The 14,933-nt window shown below is 64.5% G+C and carries 14 protein-coding genes and 1 pseudogene; 12 read left to right on the top strand and 3 right to left on the bottom strand.

The features are described from left to right. Window positions 1-5 precede the first annotated feature (5 nt). Window positions 6-1,067: a DUF475 domain-containing protein gene (locus tag H559_RS0114625; protein ID WP_051279603.1), complete on the bottom strand. Its 1,062-nt coding sequence runs from the start codon at window positions 1,065-1,067 to the stop codon at window positions 6-8. 251 nt (window positions 1,068-1,318) lie between these two features. Here H559_RS0114625 and H559_RS0114630 point away from each other — a divergent pair, with 251 nt between their 5' ends. Continuing rightward, window positions 1,319-2,176, top strand: a complete 858-nt coding sequence (locus H559_RS0114630) for a PIG-L deacetylase family protein (RefSeq protein ID WP_028453287.1) — start codon at window positions 1,319-1,321, stop codon at window positions 2,174-2,176. Between the two features lie 309 nt (window positions 2,177-2,485). Here the strand turns inward: H559_RS0114630 and recQ are convergent, their stop codons facing one another. Together recQ and H559_RS0114640 are read right to left on the bottom strand one after the other, a co-directional pair. After that, the gene (recQ, locus tag H559_RS0114635) at window positions 2,486-4,267 is read right to left on the bottom strand and encodes a DNA helicase RecQ (protein ID WP_028453288.1); all 1,782 of its coding nucleotides are present in this window, start codon (window positions 4,265-4,267) and stop codon (window positions 2,486-2,488) included. A 138-nt stretch (window positions 4,268-4,405) separates the two neighbouring features. Next, the gene (locus H559_RS0114640; protein ID WP_028453289.1) at window positions 4,406-4,960 is read right to left on the bottom strand and encodes an NUDIX domain-containing protein; all 555 of its coding nucleotides are present in this window, start codon (window positions 4,958-4,960) and stop codon (window positions 4,406-4,408) included. Between the two features lie 134 nt (window positions 4,961-5,094). Here H559_RS0114640 and hutW point away from each other — a divergent pair, with 134 nt between their 5' ends. The 11 genes and pseudogenes from hutW (at window position 5,095) to H559_RS0114685 (ending at window position 14,925) form a co-directional block, all read left to right on the top strand. Further along, window positions 5,095-6,426: a heme anaerobic degradation radical SAM methyltransferase ChuW/HutW gene (hutW, locus tag H559_RS20645; RefSeq protein ID WP_051279551.1), complete on the top strand. Its 1,332-nt coding sequence runs from the start codon at window positions 5,095-5,097 to the stop codon at window positions 6,424-6,426. Continuing rightward, entirely contained in the window at window positions 6,423-6,968 is a 546-nt protein-coding gene (hutX, locus tag H559_RS23355; RefSeq protein WP_308417174.1) for a heme utilization cystosolic carrier protein HutX, read from the top strand. Before hutW ends, hutX begins: the two co-directional genes overlap by 4 nt. Continuing rightward, window positions 6,965-7,333: pseudogene (locus H559_RS23445) on the top strand (NAD(P)H-binding protein); the annotation flags it as partial. The gene hutX and the pseudogene H559_RS23445, both read left to right, overlap by 4 nt. Then, the gene (locus H559_RS23450; RefSeq protein WP_373277362.1) at window positions 7,308-7,619 is read left to right on the top strand and encodes an NAD(P)H-binding protein; all 312 of its coding nucleotides are present in this window, start codon (window positions 7,308-7,310) and stop codon (window positions 7,617-7,619) included. The pseudogene H559_RS23445 and the gene H559_RS23450, both read left to right, overlap by 26 nt. Window positions 7,620-7,689: 70 nt before the next feature. After that, on the top strand, window positions 7,690-7,851 hold the full coding sequence (gene hemP / locus H559_RS22400; protein ID WP_081413082.1) for a hemin uptake protein HemP: 162 nt from the start codon (window positions 7,690-7,692) through the stop codon (window positions 7,849-7,851). Window positions 7,852-7,965: 114 nt separating this feature from the next. Next, a complete protein-coding gene (locus tag H559_RS20660) occupies window positions 7,966-10,125 on the top strand; it encodes a TonB-dependent hemoglobin/transferrin/lactoferrin family receptor (protein ID WP_081413083.1) in 2,160 nt (719 codons plus the stop codon). A 143-nt stretch (window positions 10,126-10,268) separates the two neighbouring features. Next, window positions 10,269-11,345: a hemin-degrading factor gene (locus H559_RS0114665; RefSeq protein ID WP_028453290.1), complete on the top strand. Its 1,077-nt coding sequence runs from the start codon at window positions 10,269-10,271 to the stop codon at window positions 11,343-11,345. Beyond that, the gene (locus H559_RS0114670; RefSeq protein ID WP_028453291.1) at window positions 11,342-12,178 is read left to right on the top strand and encodes a heme/hemin ABC transporter substrate-binding protein; all 837 of its coding nucleotides are present in this window, start codon (window positions 11,342-11,344) and stop codon (window positions 12,176-12,178) included. Before H559_RS0114665 ends, H559_RS0114670 begins: the two co-directional genes overlap by 4 nt. Beyond that, window positions 12,175-13,209: a FecCD family ABC transporter permease gene (locus H559_RS0114675; protein WP_081413084.1), complete on the top strand. Its 1,035-nt coding sequence runs from the start codon at window positions 12,175-12,177 to the stop codon at window positions 13,207-13,209. Before H559_RS0114670 ends, H559_RS0114675 begins: the two co-directional genes overlap by 4 nt. Further along, complete coding sequence (locus H559_RS0114680; protein ID WP_081413085.1) at window positions 13,206-14,024, top strand: heme ABC transporter ATP-binding protein; 819 nt, start codon at window positions 13,206-13,208, stop codon at window positions 14,022-14,024. Before H559_RS0114675 ends, H559_RS0114680 begins: the two co-directional genes overlap by 4 nt. A gap of 94 nt (window positions 14,025-14,118) precedes the next feature. Further along, on the top strand, window positions 14,119-14,925 hold the full coding sequence (locus H559_RS0114685; RefSeq protein WP_034641477.1) for a ChaN family lipoprotein: 807 nt from the start codon (window positions 14,119-14,121) through the stop codon (window positions 14,923-14,925). Window positions 14,926-14,933: the final 8 nt, after the last annotated feature.

Below are 14,933 nucleotides of genomic sequence, written 5' to 3' on the forward strand. Positions count from 1 at the left end.
GCGGCTCAGCGATCTTCGCGCTGGCGGTCGAGTTTCTTCTGCGGCCGCACCAGCCAGGAATGCACTCCGGCCAGCACGATCAGGAAGGCCGCCATGCCGCCGGTCACCGCTTCATGGATATGCATGTGCGTGGCCAGCAGCATCACCGTTGCCAGCGCACCGATCGCCCAGAAGGCACCATGTTCCAGATAGCGGAAGGTGCTGAGCGTACCCTTGTAGACCAGCAGCAAAGTGAAGGAGCGCACGAACATCGCGCCGATGCCCAGACCAATCGCGATCAGGAAGATATTGCTCGTCAGCGCAAACGCGCCCAGCACGCCATCGAAGGAAAAGGATGCGTCGAGCAGCTCCAGATAGATGAAACCGCTCCAGCCGGTTTTGGCGGCCGCCTGATCGTCGCCCATCAGCGAGCCCAGGCTGTTGACGACCGTATAGACCACCACACCCCACAGGCCGGCGGTGAGGAAGCGGTAACCTTCATCAGGATCAAGCAGCGAGGCCAGCACCAGCAGCACCAGCAGGGTCAGCAGCAAGGCGGCCATCTGCATGCGCCCGAGCCGGGACAGCAGCTGCTCAAGTGGCGCAAACCAGTGCTCGTCCTTGTTGGCATCGATGAAGAAATTCCAGAACACCATCAGCAGGAAGGTGCCGCCGAAGGCGGTCACCTCGGTATGCGCTGATTGCAGGATGTGCGAATAGCTGGCCGGGTTGAGAATGGCCAGCGACAGCACGTCATGACTGGCCCAGCTGCCATTGGCAAGCCAGTGCCACAGCGCCATCGGCCCCGGCATCGGCGCCATGCCGGCAATCACCGCCACGATGAGCAGCGGGAACAGCATGCGCATGCCGAACACGGCAATCAGCATGCCCCAGACCAGAAAACGCCGCCGCCATTTTTCGTCCCAGTGCTTCAGCACCGAGGCATTGACCACGGCATTGTCAAACGACAGGCTCGTTTCCAGCAGCGCCAGATTGAATGCGGCCCAGACACCGACCCAGCCACCGATCCAGGCGGCCAGCGCCAGCCCGATCAGGGTCACGAGAAAGGAAGAACGGAAATAATGCATGCGGAAGGGCCGGCAATAGCGGAAAAAACGCATTATGCGCCGGGCAGCGCCCAGCCTGAAAGCTGATCTGGCGCAGGGCGCGGAGTACGGGGCTGCGGGAAGATGCGCCAGTCCGGAACATAGAGCAAGCCGCAATCCGTTTTTCCCCGGCGACACCGGAGAAAACGTGGCGCAGGCCGTTTGACAGCGTCCTGCTATACTCCCTGATGTTTGTCTGAACACGCATTACGCGACCGAATACGGAGACCCGCATGACCAACCCTTACCTCGCCCTTGTAGAAACCCACGCTGCATTGCTGCAGAAAACCGATGCACCGCTGTTCGCCGACCTCTCCACGCTGACGCCGGCCAAGGACACAGCCGCTGCCGATGCACCGGTCGTGGCGATTTTCGCACCGCACCCGGACGACGAGTGCATCATCGGCGCGCTGCCGCTGCGCCTGCAGCGCGAAGCCGGTCACCGCGTGGTGAATGTGGCCGTCACGCAAGGTTCGAACGTGCCGCGCAAGGCCGAGCGCTGGGCCGAGCTGAAAAATGCCTGTGACTACCTGGCCTGGGGCCTGCGCGAAACCATCCCCGGCGGTCTGGAAGGCGTGAACTGCAAGACCCGTGACGGCGATGCCGCCGCGTGGGCTGCCAAGGTCGACGTGATTGTCGGCATCCTGAACGAACTGAAGCCGGCTGTCGTAGTCTGCCCGAACGACAACGACGGCCACGCCGCCCACATCGGCACGCACTATCTGGTGCTCGATGCGCTGAAGAAGGCTGGTCACGCCTGCCTCGTGGTGCAATCTGAATTCTGGCGCGCGATGGCGACGCCGAACGCGCTGATCGGCAGCAACAGCGTCGATACCGCCGACCTGATCGCGGCATTGGCCTGCCATGTGGGCGAAGTGCAGCGCAACCCCTACCACCTGCGCCTGACTTCGTGGATGGCCGACAATGTGCGCCGTGGCGCCGAAGTCGTCGGTGGTGCCGGTGTTGCCGCGCCGTCGTTCTCTTTCGGCACGATCTACCGCATCGACCGCTTCGACGGCCAGCAACTGGTTGCCAGCGAGAAAAAGTACGTTTTGTCCGAACAGGATGACGTGCGCGCGATCTTTGCCTGATACAGCGCAAACTCTGAACGGGCTGACTGGCGTTTAATGGCGGTCAGCCTGCTCGAAGCAGGCAGTGAACAGTACGAAAGCAGCACAAAAAAAATCCGCCTCACAAGGAGGCGGATAACAAAAGCGTGTTTGACACGCCAGCAGGTTACACTGTGGGTTCCGAATCCGGAACGACTTCAAGCAATTTATGCGTCAGCTTGAGCGCCGTCAAATTGACGTCGCAACAGTGCAACATAAACGCATAAGCCCCGGAAAAAGCAGCATCAGGCATAAGGGAATCACCTTACTTTTCCTGCCTGCATGCGGAAATCAGCCGGCGATCACCGCCAGGAAGGCATCGCCGTACTTGTCGAGCTTGCGGTCACCCACACCGGTCAGGCGGCCAAACTCATAATGATCCGCCGGGCGCGCTCGCACCATTTCCTTGAGCGTTGCATCACTGAAAATCACATAGGCCGGCACATCCTGTTCGTCGGCAAGCTGCTTTCTCAGTTTGCGCAGCGCCTGCCACAGCTCGCGATCCGCCACTGAATCAAATTCGGCGTCCCTGTCCTTGTAGCTGAACTTCTGCGTGCGCTCGCGCAGGTAAACCGCCTGCTCGCCGCGCAGAATGGCGCGGGCAGCATCGGTCAGCTCCAGCCCGCCCATGCCACCGGGCTTCAGTTGCAAGGCACCACAGGCCAGCAGCTGGCGGTACACGGCACGCCAGTCAGCCTCATGCACCTTGGCACCAATCCCGAACGTCGAAACGCGATCATGGAACAACTCGGCCACCTTGTCGGTTTTCTTGCCACGCAGCACGTCGATCAGGTGCCCGACGCCGAAACGGTTGCCCGTTCGATAAACACACGACAGCGCCATTTTCGCCGCATCACTCATGTCGATCAGCTTGGGCGGATTCAGGCAATTGTCGCAATTACCACAGGGCTGAGCACTCTCGCCAAAGTAGGCGAGCAGCGTCTGGCGCCGGCAGGCCGTCGCCTCGCACAGGCCCAGCATGGCGTCGAGCTTGCGCTTCTCGACGATTTTCTGCTCTTCGCTTGAGCCGCCCTGCGCGATCATGTCGGCGAGCAGAATCACGTCGTTCAGGCCATAGGCCAGCCAGGCATTCGCCGGCAGGCCATCGCGGCCGGCGCGGCCGATTTCCTGGTAATAGCCCTCGATGGATTTGGGCAGGTCCAGATGCGCGACAAAGCGCACATCGGGTTTGTCGATGCCCATGCCAAACGCGATCGTCGCCACCATCACCACGCCCTCTTCGCGCAGGAAGATCTGCTGGTGCTTGGCGCGTGTACTGGCATCAAGCCCGGCATGGTAGGGAAAGGCGCGGATTTCCTGCGTCCTGAGCCATGCCGCCGTATCCTCGACACGCTTTCGCGACAGGCAGTACACAATCCCCGATTCGCCCTCGTGCTCGCGGCGCAGGAAGCTCAGCAGCTGCTCTTTCGATTTCTGCTTTTCGACGATGGTGTAGCGCAGGTTCGGCCGGTCGAAACTGGTGACAAACTGCCGCGCCGAGCGCAGGCGCAGCTTGTCGAGCATTTCCTCACGCGTCGCGTGATCGGCCGTGGCGGTGAGCGCAATGCGCGGAATGCGCGGAAATTCGTCGGCCAGTACGGACAGGCCCATGTATTCGGGGCGGAAATCGTGCCCCCATTGCGACACGCAATGCGCCTCGTCGATGGCAAACAGGTTCACCGGTGCATCGCGCAGGATTTCCAGAAAGCGCGGGGTGACGAGGCGCTCCGGCGCGACATACAGCAGCTTCAAATTGCCGGAAACGAAATCGCGGATGACCTGCCGCGCGGCGTCGGCATCGAGCGTCGAATTGAGAAAGGCGGCTTCGACGCCCAGCTCGCGCAGCGTTTCCACCTGGTCCTGCATCAGCGCAATCAGCGGCGACACTACCACGCCGCAACCAGGGCGCAGCAGCGCCGGCACCTGGAAGCACAGCGACTTGCCGCCACCGGTGGGCATCAACACCAGCGCGTCGCCCCCCTCTGCTACATGACGGACGATGGCTTCCTGCTCGCCACGGAAGGCGTGGTAGCCAAAGACGTGCTGCAGGATGGAATGCGGGGAGTCGCTCACTCAGGTCTGGCCGGACAGGAAAAGCAGCATTGTAGACCAAGCGGCCTCCTTGCCGGAGGGCGATTCCCGGCCTTCAACAAGCTCCTGCGATAGTCGTAACCAAAAAACGCGTGGAGTCTCACAAGCGGCCCAGCCTGCTCAGGCTATAGCCGCCTGCTTCTGCTGCAGCCAGAAAATCCCGCTGATGGTCTTGCCATCGGTAATGCGGCCATCGAGCACGGCGGCAGTCAGCTCGGCCAGCGTCATGGCAATGCATTCGACAAACTCGCCCGCGTCAAGCTGCGCCTCGCCCGCCTGCAGCCCCTGCGCGAGGAATACGTGGATTTCTTCGTTGGCGTAGCTGATCAGCGGGTGGATCACGCCCAGGCAGTCCCACGATTCAGCGGTGTAGCCGGTTTCTTCCAGCAGCTCGCGCTGGCCACAGGCCAGCGGGCCTTCGTTATCGTCCAGTTTTCCGGCGGGGAATTCGATGAACACGCGGTGCAGCGGGTAGCGGTATTGCCGCTCCATCAGAATGCGGCCGTCAGGCAGCACGGGCAGGATCATCACCGCGCCGGGATGGACGACGTATTCGCGCGTGGCGAGCGAGTCATCGGGCAGGCGTACGGTGTCGCGGTTGATGTGCAGCAGATTACCATCGAATACGCGGGAGGAATCGACGGGATGCTCGGTCAGGTGCAGATCGTTGGTCATGGAGGCTCCACACGGCAAAGCAGCCAGTGTAGCGCAGGATGACTTCCCCCCTGCCGGCCGGCGGTTTGATTTTGCACAACTCCCTGCCCCTTTTTTAAATGTTAATGTTTATCATTATCTAAAAGGACATTACCATGGGTTCAAACCTGACGCGCCACCGGCTGCCACTTCCGCCGGAAGACGTGCAGGCCGGCGCCTTTGCCCGGCGGCAGGCGCTGATGCCGATGTGGGGGGCGCAGCCGATTGCCGCAGCAGACTGGCCGGCCACCTGGCAGTCGCGGCAATCCGTTCTCCCCGCAGCGGGCAGCCTCGCGTATATCCACATCCCCTTCTGCGCGAACCATTGCGTGTTCTGCGGTTTTTACCGCAATGGCTGGCTGGAAAGCCAAGCCAGCCTGTTTGTCGAGCGCCTGATTGCCGAACTGGCGCATGAGGCCGTGTCGCGTCCGGCTGGCGGCCGGATTGACGCGGTGTATTTCGGCGGCGGCACGCCAACCCTGCTGCCGCCTGCCGATCTGGCGAAGCTGATTGCTGCCACGCGCCGCTATCTGCCACTGGCGGAACAGTGCGAGATCACCATCGAGGGCCGGCTGGATGCCCGCTCGGCCGAGCTGGTAGCGGCCTGCACAGAGGCCGGTGCGACCCGTTTTTCCTTTGGCGTGCAGACCTTTGCCACGGCCTTGCGCCGCCGGCTTGGCCGCAAGCACGATGGTGAACAGGTTGCGGGCTACTTGCGCAGCTTGCGCGGGCAAACCGACGCCACGCTGGTCGTTGACCTGATGTTCGGCTTGCCGGGCCAGGATGAATTTAGCCTGCTCGACGATCTGGCCATCGCCACAACACTGGGCATGGACGGGCTGGACCTCTACGCCTTCAATGCCTATCCGGGGCTGCCCATGCTGCGCATGATCGAGAAAAAAGCACTCGACCCGCTGCCGGGCCTGCCGGAACAGGCGCTGCACTATGCGCTGGCCGTCAATACCCTGCGCGACGCAGGCTGGCAGCAGCTCAGCAACAGCCACTTCGCCAGCGGCTGCAGGGAGCAGAACCGTTACAACGCGCTGATCAAGGCCGGCCGCGACTGCCTGGCATTCGGCGCGGGTGCAGGCGGCAAGCTGGGCGGGGTCAGCTATCAGGTGCAGAGCGATCTGGCCACTTACCTCGCCACACCGGCTACAGAAAAACCGCTTTCACACATGGCGCTGCAAAGCCCGCAGCATGCCCTGATCGGCCAGCTGCAGGGAGCGCTGGATCAAGGCGAGCTGGACACCAATCTGCTGGCCAATCAGCCCGGGCTTCTTGCCCGCCTCGCAGAGTGGCAAGAGCAATCGCTGCTGCGCCTTGCAAACGGCAAGGCCAGCCTGACCACCGCCGGCCGCTTCTGGGGCCCGACCATTACCCGTGAGCTGGTCATGCTCGCGACATCCGCCACTACCACCCCCACCTCCGCAGGAGCATCACAATGACATCTCCCACTACAGTCAGCCGGCTGGACGAAAGCGCACGCCAGCAACTCACGACTCGCCTGGCGAACAACCCCGGCATCATTCTCGAACAGCTGGCCGCGACGCACGGCTGCAGCATCATGGAAGTAATCGAATGCCTGCCCGCTGGAATGTGGCAGCGCTTGCCCGGCACCAGCTTTGTGCCGCTGCTGCAGGAAATCCATGGCTGGCAGACGCCGGTAACACTGCTGGTACACAGCGACGATGCCATTCTGGAGTTCACCGGCCCGCTGCCACCCGGATCGCTCGGTCATGGCTTCTACAACCTGGAAAATGCCAGCGGCCTGCATGGTCATCTGCGCTACCAGCACTGCGCGGCCATCTATCTGGTCGAGCGCCCCTTCATGGGCAAACCCACCGTCAGCCTGCTGTTCTGCAATACAGCTGGCCAGGCCATGTTCAAGATTTTCGTGGGACGGGGCGAAACGGGTGAATTGCTGGAACAGCAGCACCAGGCTCTGCTGGATTTTGCCGAAGCCCATCGCTGCAAAGTGTGCGCATGAAACCGGCGTGCGATCTGCTGATCTTCGGCGCCAGTGGCCAGACCGGCCGCTGGCTGGTGCAGCACGCCCGCGCACGCGGGCTGACTGTCGCCGCCATGCTGCACCCGGAGCGTGATTCGAGCGAACTGGCAAGGGCGGGAGTAGTGATCCTGCGCGGCGACGCACTGCACGCGGCAGACTGCCGCGCGGCCATCGGCAATGCCCGTCCCGGCACGGTGGTCAGCCTGCTGGGCGGCAAGGATGGTCAGGGGCGCCGCGTCGATGCCACCGGCAACGGCCATGTCATCGCGGCCATGCAGGCTCTGCCGGATTGCAAACGGCTGCTGCTGGTTACTTCCTATGGCTGTGGCGAGCAGTTCGCTGAGCTGGGCGCGGGAGCACAACAGGCACTGGGGCGAGGCTCTGGCCGCCAAAACGCAGGCAGAGCAGGCTCTGCGGCAAAGCGGGCTGGCCTGGACCATCATCCGGCCCGGCGGCCTCAGCAATGCTGCGGGCTGCGGTCACTACACACTCAATCCGCCTCCGCAGGATCGGGCGCCGTCTTATCTCGCCCGCAGCGATGTGGCGCTGGCCATCTGCAACCTGCTGGCTGATCCCGATGCCATCGGCAAGACCATCACGGTATTCGGTCATCCGCAACAGGGCCGCTGATCGGCAATCTTGCTTTCAATTCATTCCCACATCTTGATATCAAGAATCATTCTCGTTATTATCTTGACCCATGAACAAGACGCCGATCATACCGCTGCCCGCTGCCGCTGCACTTACCACACTGCATAGTCATCAGTTGCTCAACGGCCAGCGCCAGGTCGTGATTGAGCATCGCGGCGAGCGCTACATCCTGCGCGAAACCAGTCAGGGCAAGCTCATCCTGACCAAGTAGCCGCAAAACAAACCTGCAAGCCAGCCAGTCCCGCCTTCTTGGCGTGGTAGCCAGCCGCAACATGTGCCCGCCCGGGCACAGCACCCGCTATCACTTTGCCAGAGAAGAACCGGAATGAAAGCTGCCCCCCACTACCTAGCCCTCACCCTGCTCGCTGGCGCGATGCAGACACTTTATGCCAATGAAGCCGGGACACTGGCCACGGCCCAGACTCTGCCCACCGTGGTCGTCACCGCGACACGCAGCGAGGCGGAGATCGATACGCTGCCGCCCTCGGTATCGGCAGTCAGTCGCGAACAACTCGACGAGGGCTTCATCCGCGACTACACCGATCTCGCCAAGACCGAACCTGATCTGAGCATGAGCCGCCACCCGCGTTACGGCCTCTCCAGCGTGAACATCCGCGGCCTCGACGGCAACCGCGTACTGATGCTGGTCGACGGCATCCGTCTGCCCGATGCCTTCGCCTTCGGGCCCTACCAGAACAGCGGTCGCGATCTGGTCGACTTCGACACGCTGAGCGCGATTGAAATCGTCCGCGGCCCGGCATCCACGCTGTACGGCTCGGATGCACTCGGCGGCGTGGTCGGCCTGCGCACACTCGAACCCGTCGAGTTGCTGCGTGGCCGCGGCAATTTTGCCGGCCAGGTCAGCGCCGATATCGACAGCAGCGACGACAGCGCCGGCACGCGCGCGACCGTCGCCGGAATGGCGGGCGATCACAATTTCTGGCTACTGCAGGCCGGCATCCGCAGTGGCCACGAGCTGGACAATATGGGCACCAACGACAGCAAATCGTCCGCCCGCACCACGCCCAATCCGCAGGACTACAAAACCACCAGTGCACTGGCGAAGGTGCGCACACTGCTTGATGGCGGACATACCCTCGGGGTGACCGCCGACTTTTTCCGGCGTGACACCGACTCCACCCTCTACACCGACCTCGGCAACCCGATGACGCCCTCGGTTCGCGCCAGCCGCGCCGAAGACCAGACCGAACGCTGGCGCATTTCCGGCGAATACGATTTCGCCGCCCCCGGTGCCGGAATCCTGATCGACAGCGCCAGCGTGCGCGTGTATGCGCAGCAGGAAGACACGGTGCAGAAAACGCTGCAGACCCGCACCACGGCAGCAAACTGGAGCCGTACCTCCGAGTACAGCCAGGACCAGCTCGGCTTCTCCGCCCAGGCAGGCAAGACGCTGCAAAGCGGCACGCTCAGCCATGCGCTGCTGATCGGCACCGAAATCCTGCGCTCGGACCTCACCCAGTTCCGCACCGGAACGCCGGCGAGCGCGGCGCTTGACGTGCGTGACGTACCCAAGACCAGCACCACGCAATGGGGCTTCTTCGCCCAGGATGAAATGCGCTTCGGCAACAGCGGCTTCACGCTGACGCCGGGCCTGCGCTACGACCGCTACGAGCTTGATCCGCAAACCGACGCAGCCTTCGACAAGCAGGGCGGCAGCGCCGTCGGCCTCTCGGACGGCAAGCTCTCGCCCAAGCTGATGGCCAGCTGGCAGGCCAGCGAGGCACTGACGCTCTTCGCGCAGTACAGCCACGGTTTCCGCGCGCCCAATGCCATGGAACTCAACGGCAGCTACATCAACTACGCCATGGGTTACGGTGCCGTCGCCAACCCGGATCTCAAGCCCGAAACCAGCCGCGGCTACGAGCTTGGCGCACGCTTTGGCAACCGGCTTGCCGGCGGCAGCGTGACGGTGTTCGACAACCGCTACAAGGATTTCATCGAGCAGGTTTCGATCAATTGCCCCGGCAGCCCGCTATGCGTACCCGGTACGGCGCTGCTCTACCAGTCGCAGAACCAGGCGCGGGTTCGCATCTACGGCTCGGAAGCACGCGCGCACTGGGAGTTCAGCCCGGGCTGGCGCAGCTGGGCCAGCGTGGCCTACGCCGTCGGTAAAAACGAAAGCACTGGCCAGTGGCTCGACAGCGTAGCGCCGCTCAAGGGCGCACTGGGTCTGGAATACAGCCAGAGCAACTGGGGCAGTACCCTGACGCTCAGCGCAGCCGACAGCCACCACCGTGTTTCGGATGAAAGCTACTTCAAGGCGCCGGGCTACGGCGTGCTGGATCTCACCGCCTGGTGGGAGCCGGTGAAGGATGTCCGCCTGAATGCCGGCCTCTTCAACCTCGGCAACAAGAAATACTGGCTCGCCAGCGACGTGGTCGGCGTCCCCGCCACCAGCAGCGTTGTCGACCGCTACAGCCAGCCGGGAACCAGCCTGCGCGCCAATGTGAACTGGAAGTTCTAAACCGCCGCGCCCGCCCGCCGGCGGGCGCTGGTCAGCCGGCAGGGCAAGAACGTCCTGCCCTTCTTCCTTTCCCGGTCAGGCCAGACCGGGAAAGACCAACCAGGAGGCTGCCTACCGCAGCCCGCCAGCCGCAAGGAAACATCATGAATGCCATCAATACCGCCGAGCTGCGCAGCACACTGCGCGCCAGCCATGCCGCCCTATGCGAACAGGAACCGAAACTGCGCCTGCGCGACATTGCCCGTCGCCTGAACGCCAGCGAAGCCGAACTCGTGGCCGCCGGCTGTGGCGTTGACAGCGTCGCACTGGCCGGCACGCCGCAGGAACTGTTCCGTGACCTGCCCGGCTTCGGCCGCGTGATGGTGCTCACCCGCAACGACTGGTGCGTACATGAGCGCCACGGCGAGTACGAAAAGGTCGAAGCCGAGAAAGCCATCGGCCTTGTGCTGGGCAGCGACATCGACCTGCGCATGTTCTTCAATTACTGGCAGTTCGCCTACGCCGTGACCGAAGGAGGCGGCGACAGCGGCAAGGACGTACGCCGCAGCATCCAGTTCTTTGCCGCCGACGGCGAAGCTGTCCACAAGGTATATCTCACCAGCCAAAGCAATACGGACTACTGGGACAGATACCTTGAGACCCATAAGGCAGCGGAAACGACACTGCCGGCGGTCGTGCCCTATCCGCCGGAAAGTGCCGCCCGCCACGCCGCTGCACCGGCAGCTTTGCGCTCCGCATGGCTGGCACTCACCGACACGCACGGCTTTTTCCCCATGCTGCGCAAATTCGACATCCAGCGCCTGGGCGCGCTCGAGGCGGTCGGCCCCGATCTGGCACAGCAGGTCGCCAGCGATGCGGTGCAGACCATGCTGAACTCCGCTGCGGCTCAGGAGCTGCCCATCATGTGCTTCGTCGGCAGCCGCGGCATGGTGCAGATTCACTCCGGCCCGGTCAGGAAGCTCATGCGAACCGGCCCTTGGTTCAATGTGCTCGACCCGGATTTCAACCTGCACCTGAACACGACCGCCGTTGCCAGCAGCTGGGTGGTGAACAAGCCGACCAGCGATGGCTGGGTCACCTCGCTCGAGCTGTACTCGGAAACCGGCGAGCTGATCGTGCAGTTCTTCGGCGTGCGCAAGCCCGGCATCCCGGAAGACCGCGCCTGGCGGGCGCTGCTGGAGAGCCTGTGCAGCACGCCGCTGGCGGGACAGTCCGCATGAAATCCCTTCTTCGTCTGATTTTCCTGCCCTTGCTGCTGCTGGCCGGTCAGGCACTCGCCGAAGCACCACAGCGCGTTGTCATTCTGGGCGGGTCGCTGACCGAAATCGCCTTCACGCTGGGCGCGGGCGATCGCGTGGTCGGCGTTGACCAGTCGAGCATCTACCCGGCTGCCGCCAAAGCCCTGCCCAAGGTCGGCTATTACCGCGCGTTCTCGCTCGAAGGCGTACTGGCGCTGAAGCCCGACCTGATTCTCGCCAGTGACCAGGCTGGCCCGCCCGCCGCCATCGAACAGCTGCGCCGGCTCGGCAAACGCGTCATCGTGCTGCCGGCCGCCCCCACGCTGGCGGCACTGGAGCAGCGCATTTACGGCATTGCCGGCGCACTGCAGCTGCGCAACGACGGGCGGGAGCTGGTTACCCGCCTGCAGCGCGAAGTCGCCGCACAGCAACGGCTTCCCGCCAGCAGGCTGCGAACCCTGCTGCTGATCAGCCGCAGCGACCGCCCGGAAGGCGCCGGCCGCGACACGGCGGCGCACAGCACGCTGCAGCTCGCCGGGCTGCAGAATGTGCTCGCCGGACAAAAAGGCTACAAACCGCTGGCCCAGGAGGGTATCGCCGCACTGCGCCCCGAGCTGATCGTCACCTCGACCATGTCGCTGCAGGCCGTCGGCGGCATCGACAAGCTGCTGGCCATGCCGGGCATTGCCCAGACCCCCGCCGCCCGCCAGCGGCGTGTCGTGGTGCTCGATGACCTGCTGCTGCTCGGCTTTGGCCCGCGACTGCCCGAGGCGTTACAGCAATTGCAGCAGGCTGCGGCAGGCAAGGCGCCATGAACACCGCCACCCTCGCCATCGCCCCCTCCCGCCCATGGCGCAGCCCGGCCGGAATGCTCGGCCTGCTGGCGGCGCTGCTGATGCTGCTGGCACTGCTGTCGCTCAGCATCGGTGCGCTAGGTATACCGCTGCAAGCCATTATTCGCATAGGCTTTGGCGACATACCTGCAAATGATCCGGAAATGCAGCTCTGGCGTGACATCCTGTTCGACGTGCGCCTGCCGCGCGTGCTGTTCGGCGCACTGGCCGGCGCCGTGCTGGCGCTCAGCGGCGCGATGGCGCAGGCGCTCTTTCGCAACCCGCTGGCCGAACCCGGCCTGATCGGCATCTCTGCCGGCGGCGCGCTGGGCGCCGTGGCTGCCATCGTGCTGGGCAGCGGCAGCCTGCTGGTGCTGGGGCCGGCCGCTTTTGCCGGCAGCCTGGCGGCAACCGCCTGCGCCTATCATCTGGGCCGGCGCTACCCCGGCATGGCCGGACTGCTGCTGGCCGGGGTGGCGATCAACGCCATCTGCGGCAGCCTGATCGGGCTCTTTACCTATCTGGCCGATGACCAGCAGCTGCGCAGCCTGACCTTCTGGGGGATGGGCTCGCTGGCTGGCGCGAGCTGGCCGCAGCTTTCGCTTCTCGCACCCTGGCTCCTGCTGCTGTCGCTGCTGGCACTGCGCTACTGGCGCGCACTCAATGCCCTGCTGCTGGGCGAGCGCGAAGCCTGCCATCTCGGCTTTCCGATCAAGGCATTGCGCCGCACGCTGATCCTGCTGATGGCACTGCTGATCGGGCCACTGGTCGCCGCCACCGGCGGGATCGGCTTTGTCGGACTGGTCGTGCCGCACCTGATGCGCCTGCTGCTGGGGGCCGACCATCGCCTGCTGCTGCCCGCGGCGATGCTGGGCGGCGCCTGCGGGCTGGTCGCTGCCGACTGGCTGGCGCGCATTGCCGTCGTTCCGGCCGAGCTGCCGATCGGTATCGTCACCAGCCTGATCGGCGGGCCGTTTTTCCTCTACCTGCTGCTGAAAGGACGTGCCGCATGAACACTCCGTCCACTCCACCGGCCAGCGCTGCGCTCACGGGCCGGGCGCTGGCCTTCCACCGGCGCGGCAAGGCCATTCTCGACGGCATCGACTGCGCGGTTTTTCCTGGCGAAGTGCTTGGCATTCTCGGCGCCAACGGCGCCGGCAAATCGACGCTGCTGGCACTGCTCGCCGGTGACGAAATACCGGCCAGCGGCGAGATCGCCCTCAATGGCGTAGCGCTCGCCCGTCTCGACCAGATGGCACGGGCACGCCAGCGCGCCGTGCTGCCGCAGCAGGCCACGCTAGCCTTTGCCCTGCCGGTGCGCGACGTGGTGGCAATGGGTGCCTACCCCTTCCCCGAACTCAGCCCCGCCGGGCTGGACGTACTGGTGAGCCAGGCACTGCACGATGCCGGCATCGCCCATCTGGCCGCCCGCGCCTATCCGGAGCTGTCGGGTGGCGAACAGCAGCGCGTGCAGTTTGCCCGCGTGCTGGTGCAGGTGCGCGCCGGCCGCCAGCCCGGCGAAGCGCGCTACCTGCTGCTGGACGAACCCACCGCCAGCCTCGACCCGCGCTTCCAGCACAGCCTGCTGCAGGTAGCGAGCCTGCTGGCCGAACGCGAACACACCGGCGTGATCGTCGTGCTGCACGATGTCAATCTGGCGGCGCGCTGGTGCCACCGCATCGCGCTGCTCGCGCAGGGCCGGCTGGTCGCCAGCGGGCCGCCTGCCGACGTGCTGCAGGGCGCCGCGCTGGAACAAACCTATCAGCTATCCTGCACGGTAATGCCACACCCGCAGCAGCCGTCACGCCCGCTGGTGCTGTTTGCCTGAGTTGCCGTGCAGAAATGGTCCCCGCAAAACGGGTCGACATGAACCGAGAACGGCTCAGACCCTCATTCAATCCATCCATTCATCCGGATACATCATGCTGCACCGCTTCTTCCTGCTTGCCCTCACCGCCCTGCTCGCCGCCTGCGCCCAGCTGGCACCGCCCTCCGCCGCCGCGCCACGCTATCTGCTGCTGGGCGAAGTCCACGATAACGCCGAAGGGCACCGCCTGCGCGTGGCCGAACTGGAAAAACGGCTGGCTGCCGGCTGGCGCCCGGCGCTGGCGCTGGAACAGTTCGACCTTGCCCAGCAGCCGCAACTGACGGTCGCACAAACCCGCTGCGGCAGCGATGCGCAGTGCATTGTCGACACCGCCGCCGGCAACGCCCGCTGGGACTGGCCGCTCTATCTGCCGCTGCTGGAACTGGCCCAGCGTTACCAGCTGCCGCTGCTGGCCGCCAATCTCTCCCGTGCGGACGCCGGCAAGATCGTGCGCGGCGGCTTTGCGGCGGCGCTGGATGAACGCATCATCGCGCGCTATCAGCTCGATGCGCTGCCAGCCGATGTGCTGGCCGGCCAGATCGATGCCGTCCGCCTCGGGCACTGCAACCAGCTGCCCGAAGCGTTGCTGCCCGGCATGGCGCGCGCACAGATTGCCCGCGACGTGATGATGGCCGAAACGCTGCAGAATGCCGGCCGCGATGCGGTGCTGATTGCCGGCAATGGTCACGTCCGCCGCGATATCGGAGCTGTACGCTGGCTGCCAGCCGGGCAGGTCGAGACGATGGCCTGGCTGGAAAACGCGCAGCCTCCCGGTATTGTCGACCGGCAAATCCTGATTGCCGCCAGCCCGCGTGACGAGCCCTGCGCCGGCGTCCCCGCTGCGGCAGCTGCGGCAAAGTAGCGGGAAGC

Origin of the sequence: Chitinilyticum aquatile DSM 21506 (assembly GCF_000430805.1) — a bacterium.
Classification (GTDB): domain Bacteria; phylum Pseudomonadota; class Gammaproteobacteria; order Burkholderiales; family Chitinibacteraceae; genus Chitinilyticum; species Chitinilyticum aquatile.

Bases quoted from the DNA above. Each gene is read 5' to 3' on its own strand.
- H559_RS0114670 (WP_028453291.1), top strand. From the start codon at position 11,342: ATGAAATCCCTTCTTCGTCTGATTTTCCTGCCCTTGCTGCTGCTGGCC.
- H559_RS0114665 (WP_028453290.1), top strand. From the start codon at position 10,269: ATGAATGCCATCAATACCGCCGAGCTGCGCAGCACACTGCGCGCCAGC.
- H559_RS23450 (WP_373277362.1), top strand. From the start codon at position 7,308: ATGGCTGTGGCGAGCAGTTCGCTGAGCTGGGCGCGGGAGCACAACAGG.
- hemP (WP_081413082.1), top strand. From the start codon at position 7,690: ATGAACAAGACGCCGATCATACCGCTGCCCGCTGCCGCTGCACTTACC.
- H559_RS0114685 (WP_034641477.1), top strand. From the start codon at position 14,119: ATGCTGCACCGCTTCTTCCTGCTTGCCCTCACCGCCCTGCTCGCCGCC.
- H559_RS0114630 (WP_028453287.1), top strand. From the start codon at position 1,319: ATGACCAACCCTTACCTCGCCCTTGTAGAAACCCACGCTGCATTGCTG.
- hutW (WP_051279551.1), top strand. From the start codon at position 5,095: ATGGGTTCAAACCTGACGCGCCACCGGCTGCCACTTCCGCCGGAAGAC.
- H559_RS0114675 (WP_081413084.1), top strand. From the start codon at position 12,175: ATGAACACCGCCACCCTCGCCATCGCCCCCTCCCGCCCATGGCGCAGC.
- hutX (WP_308417174.1), top strand. From the start codon at position 6,423: ATGACATCTCCCACTACAGTCAGCCGGCTGGACGAAAGCGCACGCCAG.
- H559_RS0114680 (WP_081413085.1), top strand. From the start codon at position 13,206: ATGAACACTCCGTCCACTCCACCGGCCAGCGCTGCGCTCACGGGCCGG.
- H559_RS0114640 (WP_028453289.1), bottom strand. From the start codon at position 4,960: ATGACCAACGATCTGCACCTGACCGAGCATCCCGTCGATTCCTCCCGC.
- H559_RS20660 (WP_081413083.1), top strand. From the start codon at position 7,966: ATGAAAGCTGCCCCCCACTACCTAGCCCTCACCCTGCTCGCTGGCGCG.
- H559_RS0114625 (WP_051279603.1), bottom strand. From the start codon at position 1,067: ATGCATTATTTCCGTTCTTCCTTTCTCGTGACCCTGATCGGGCTGGCG.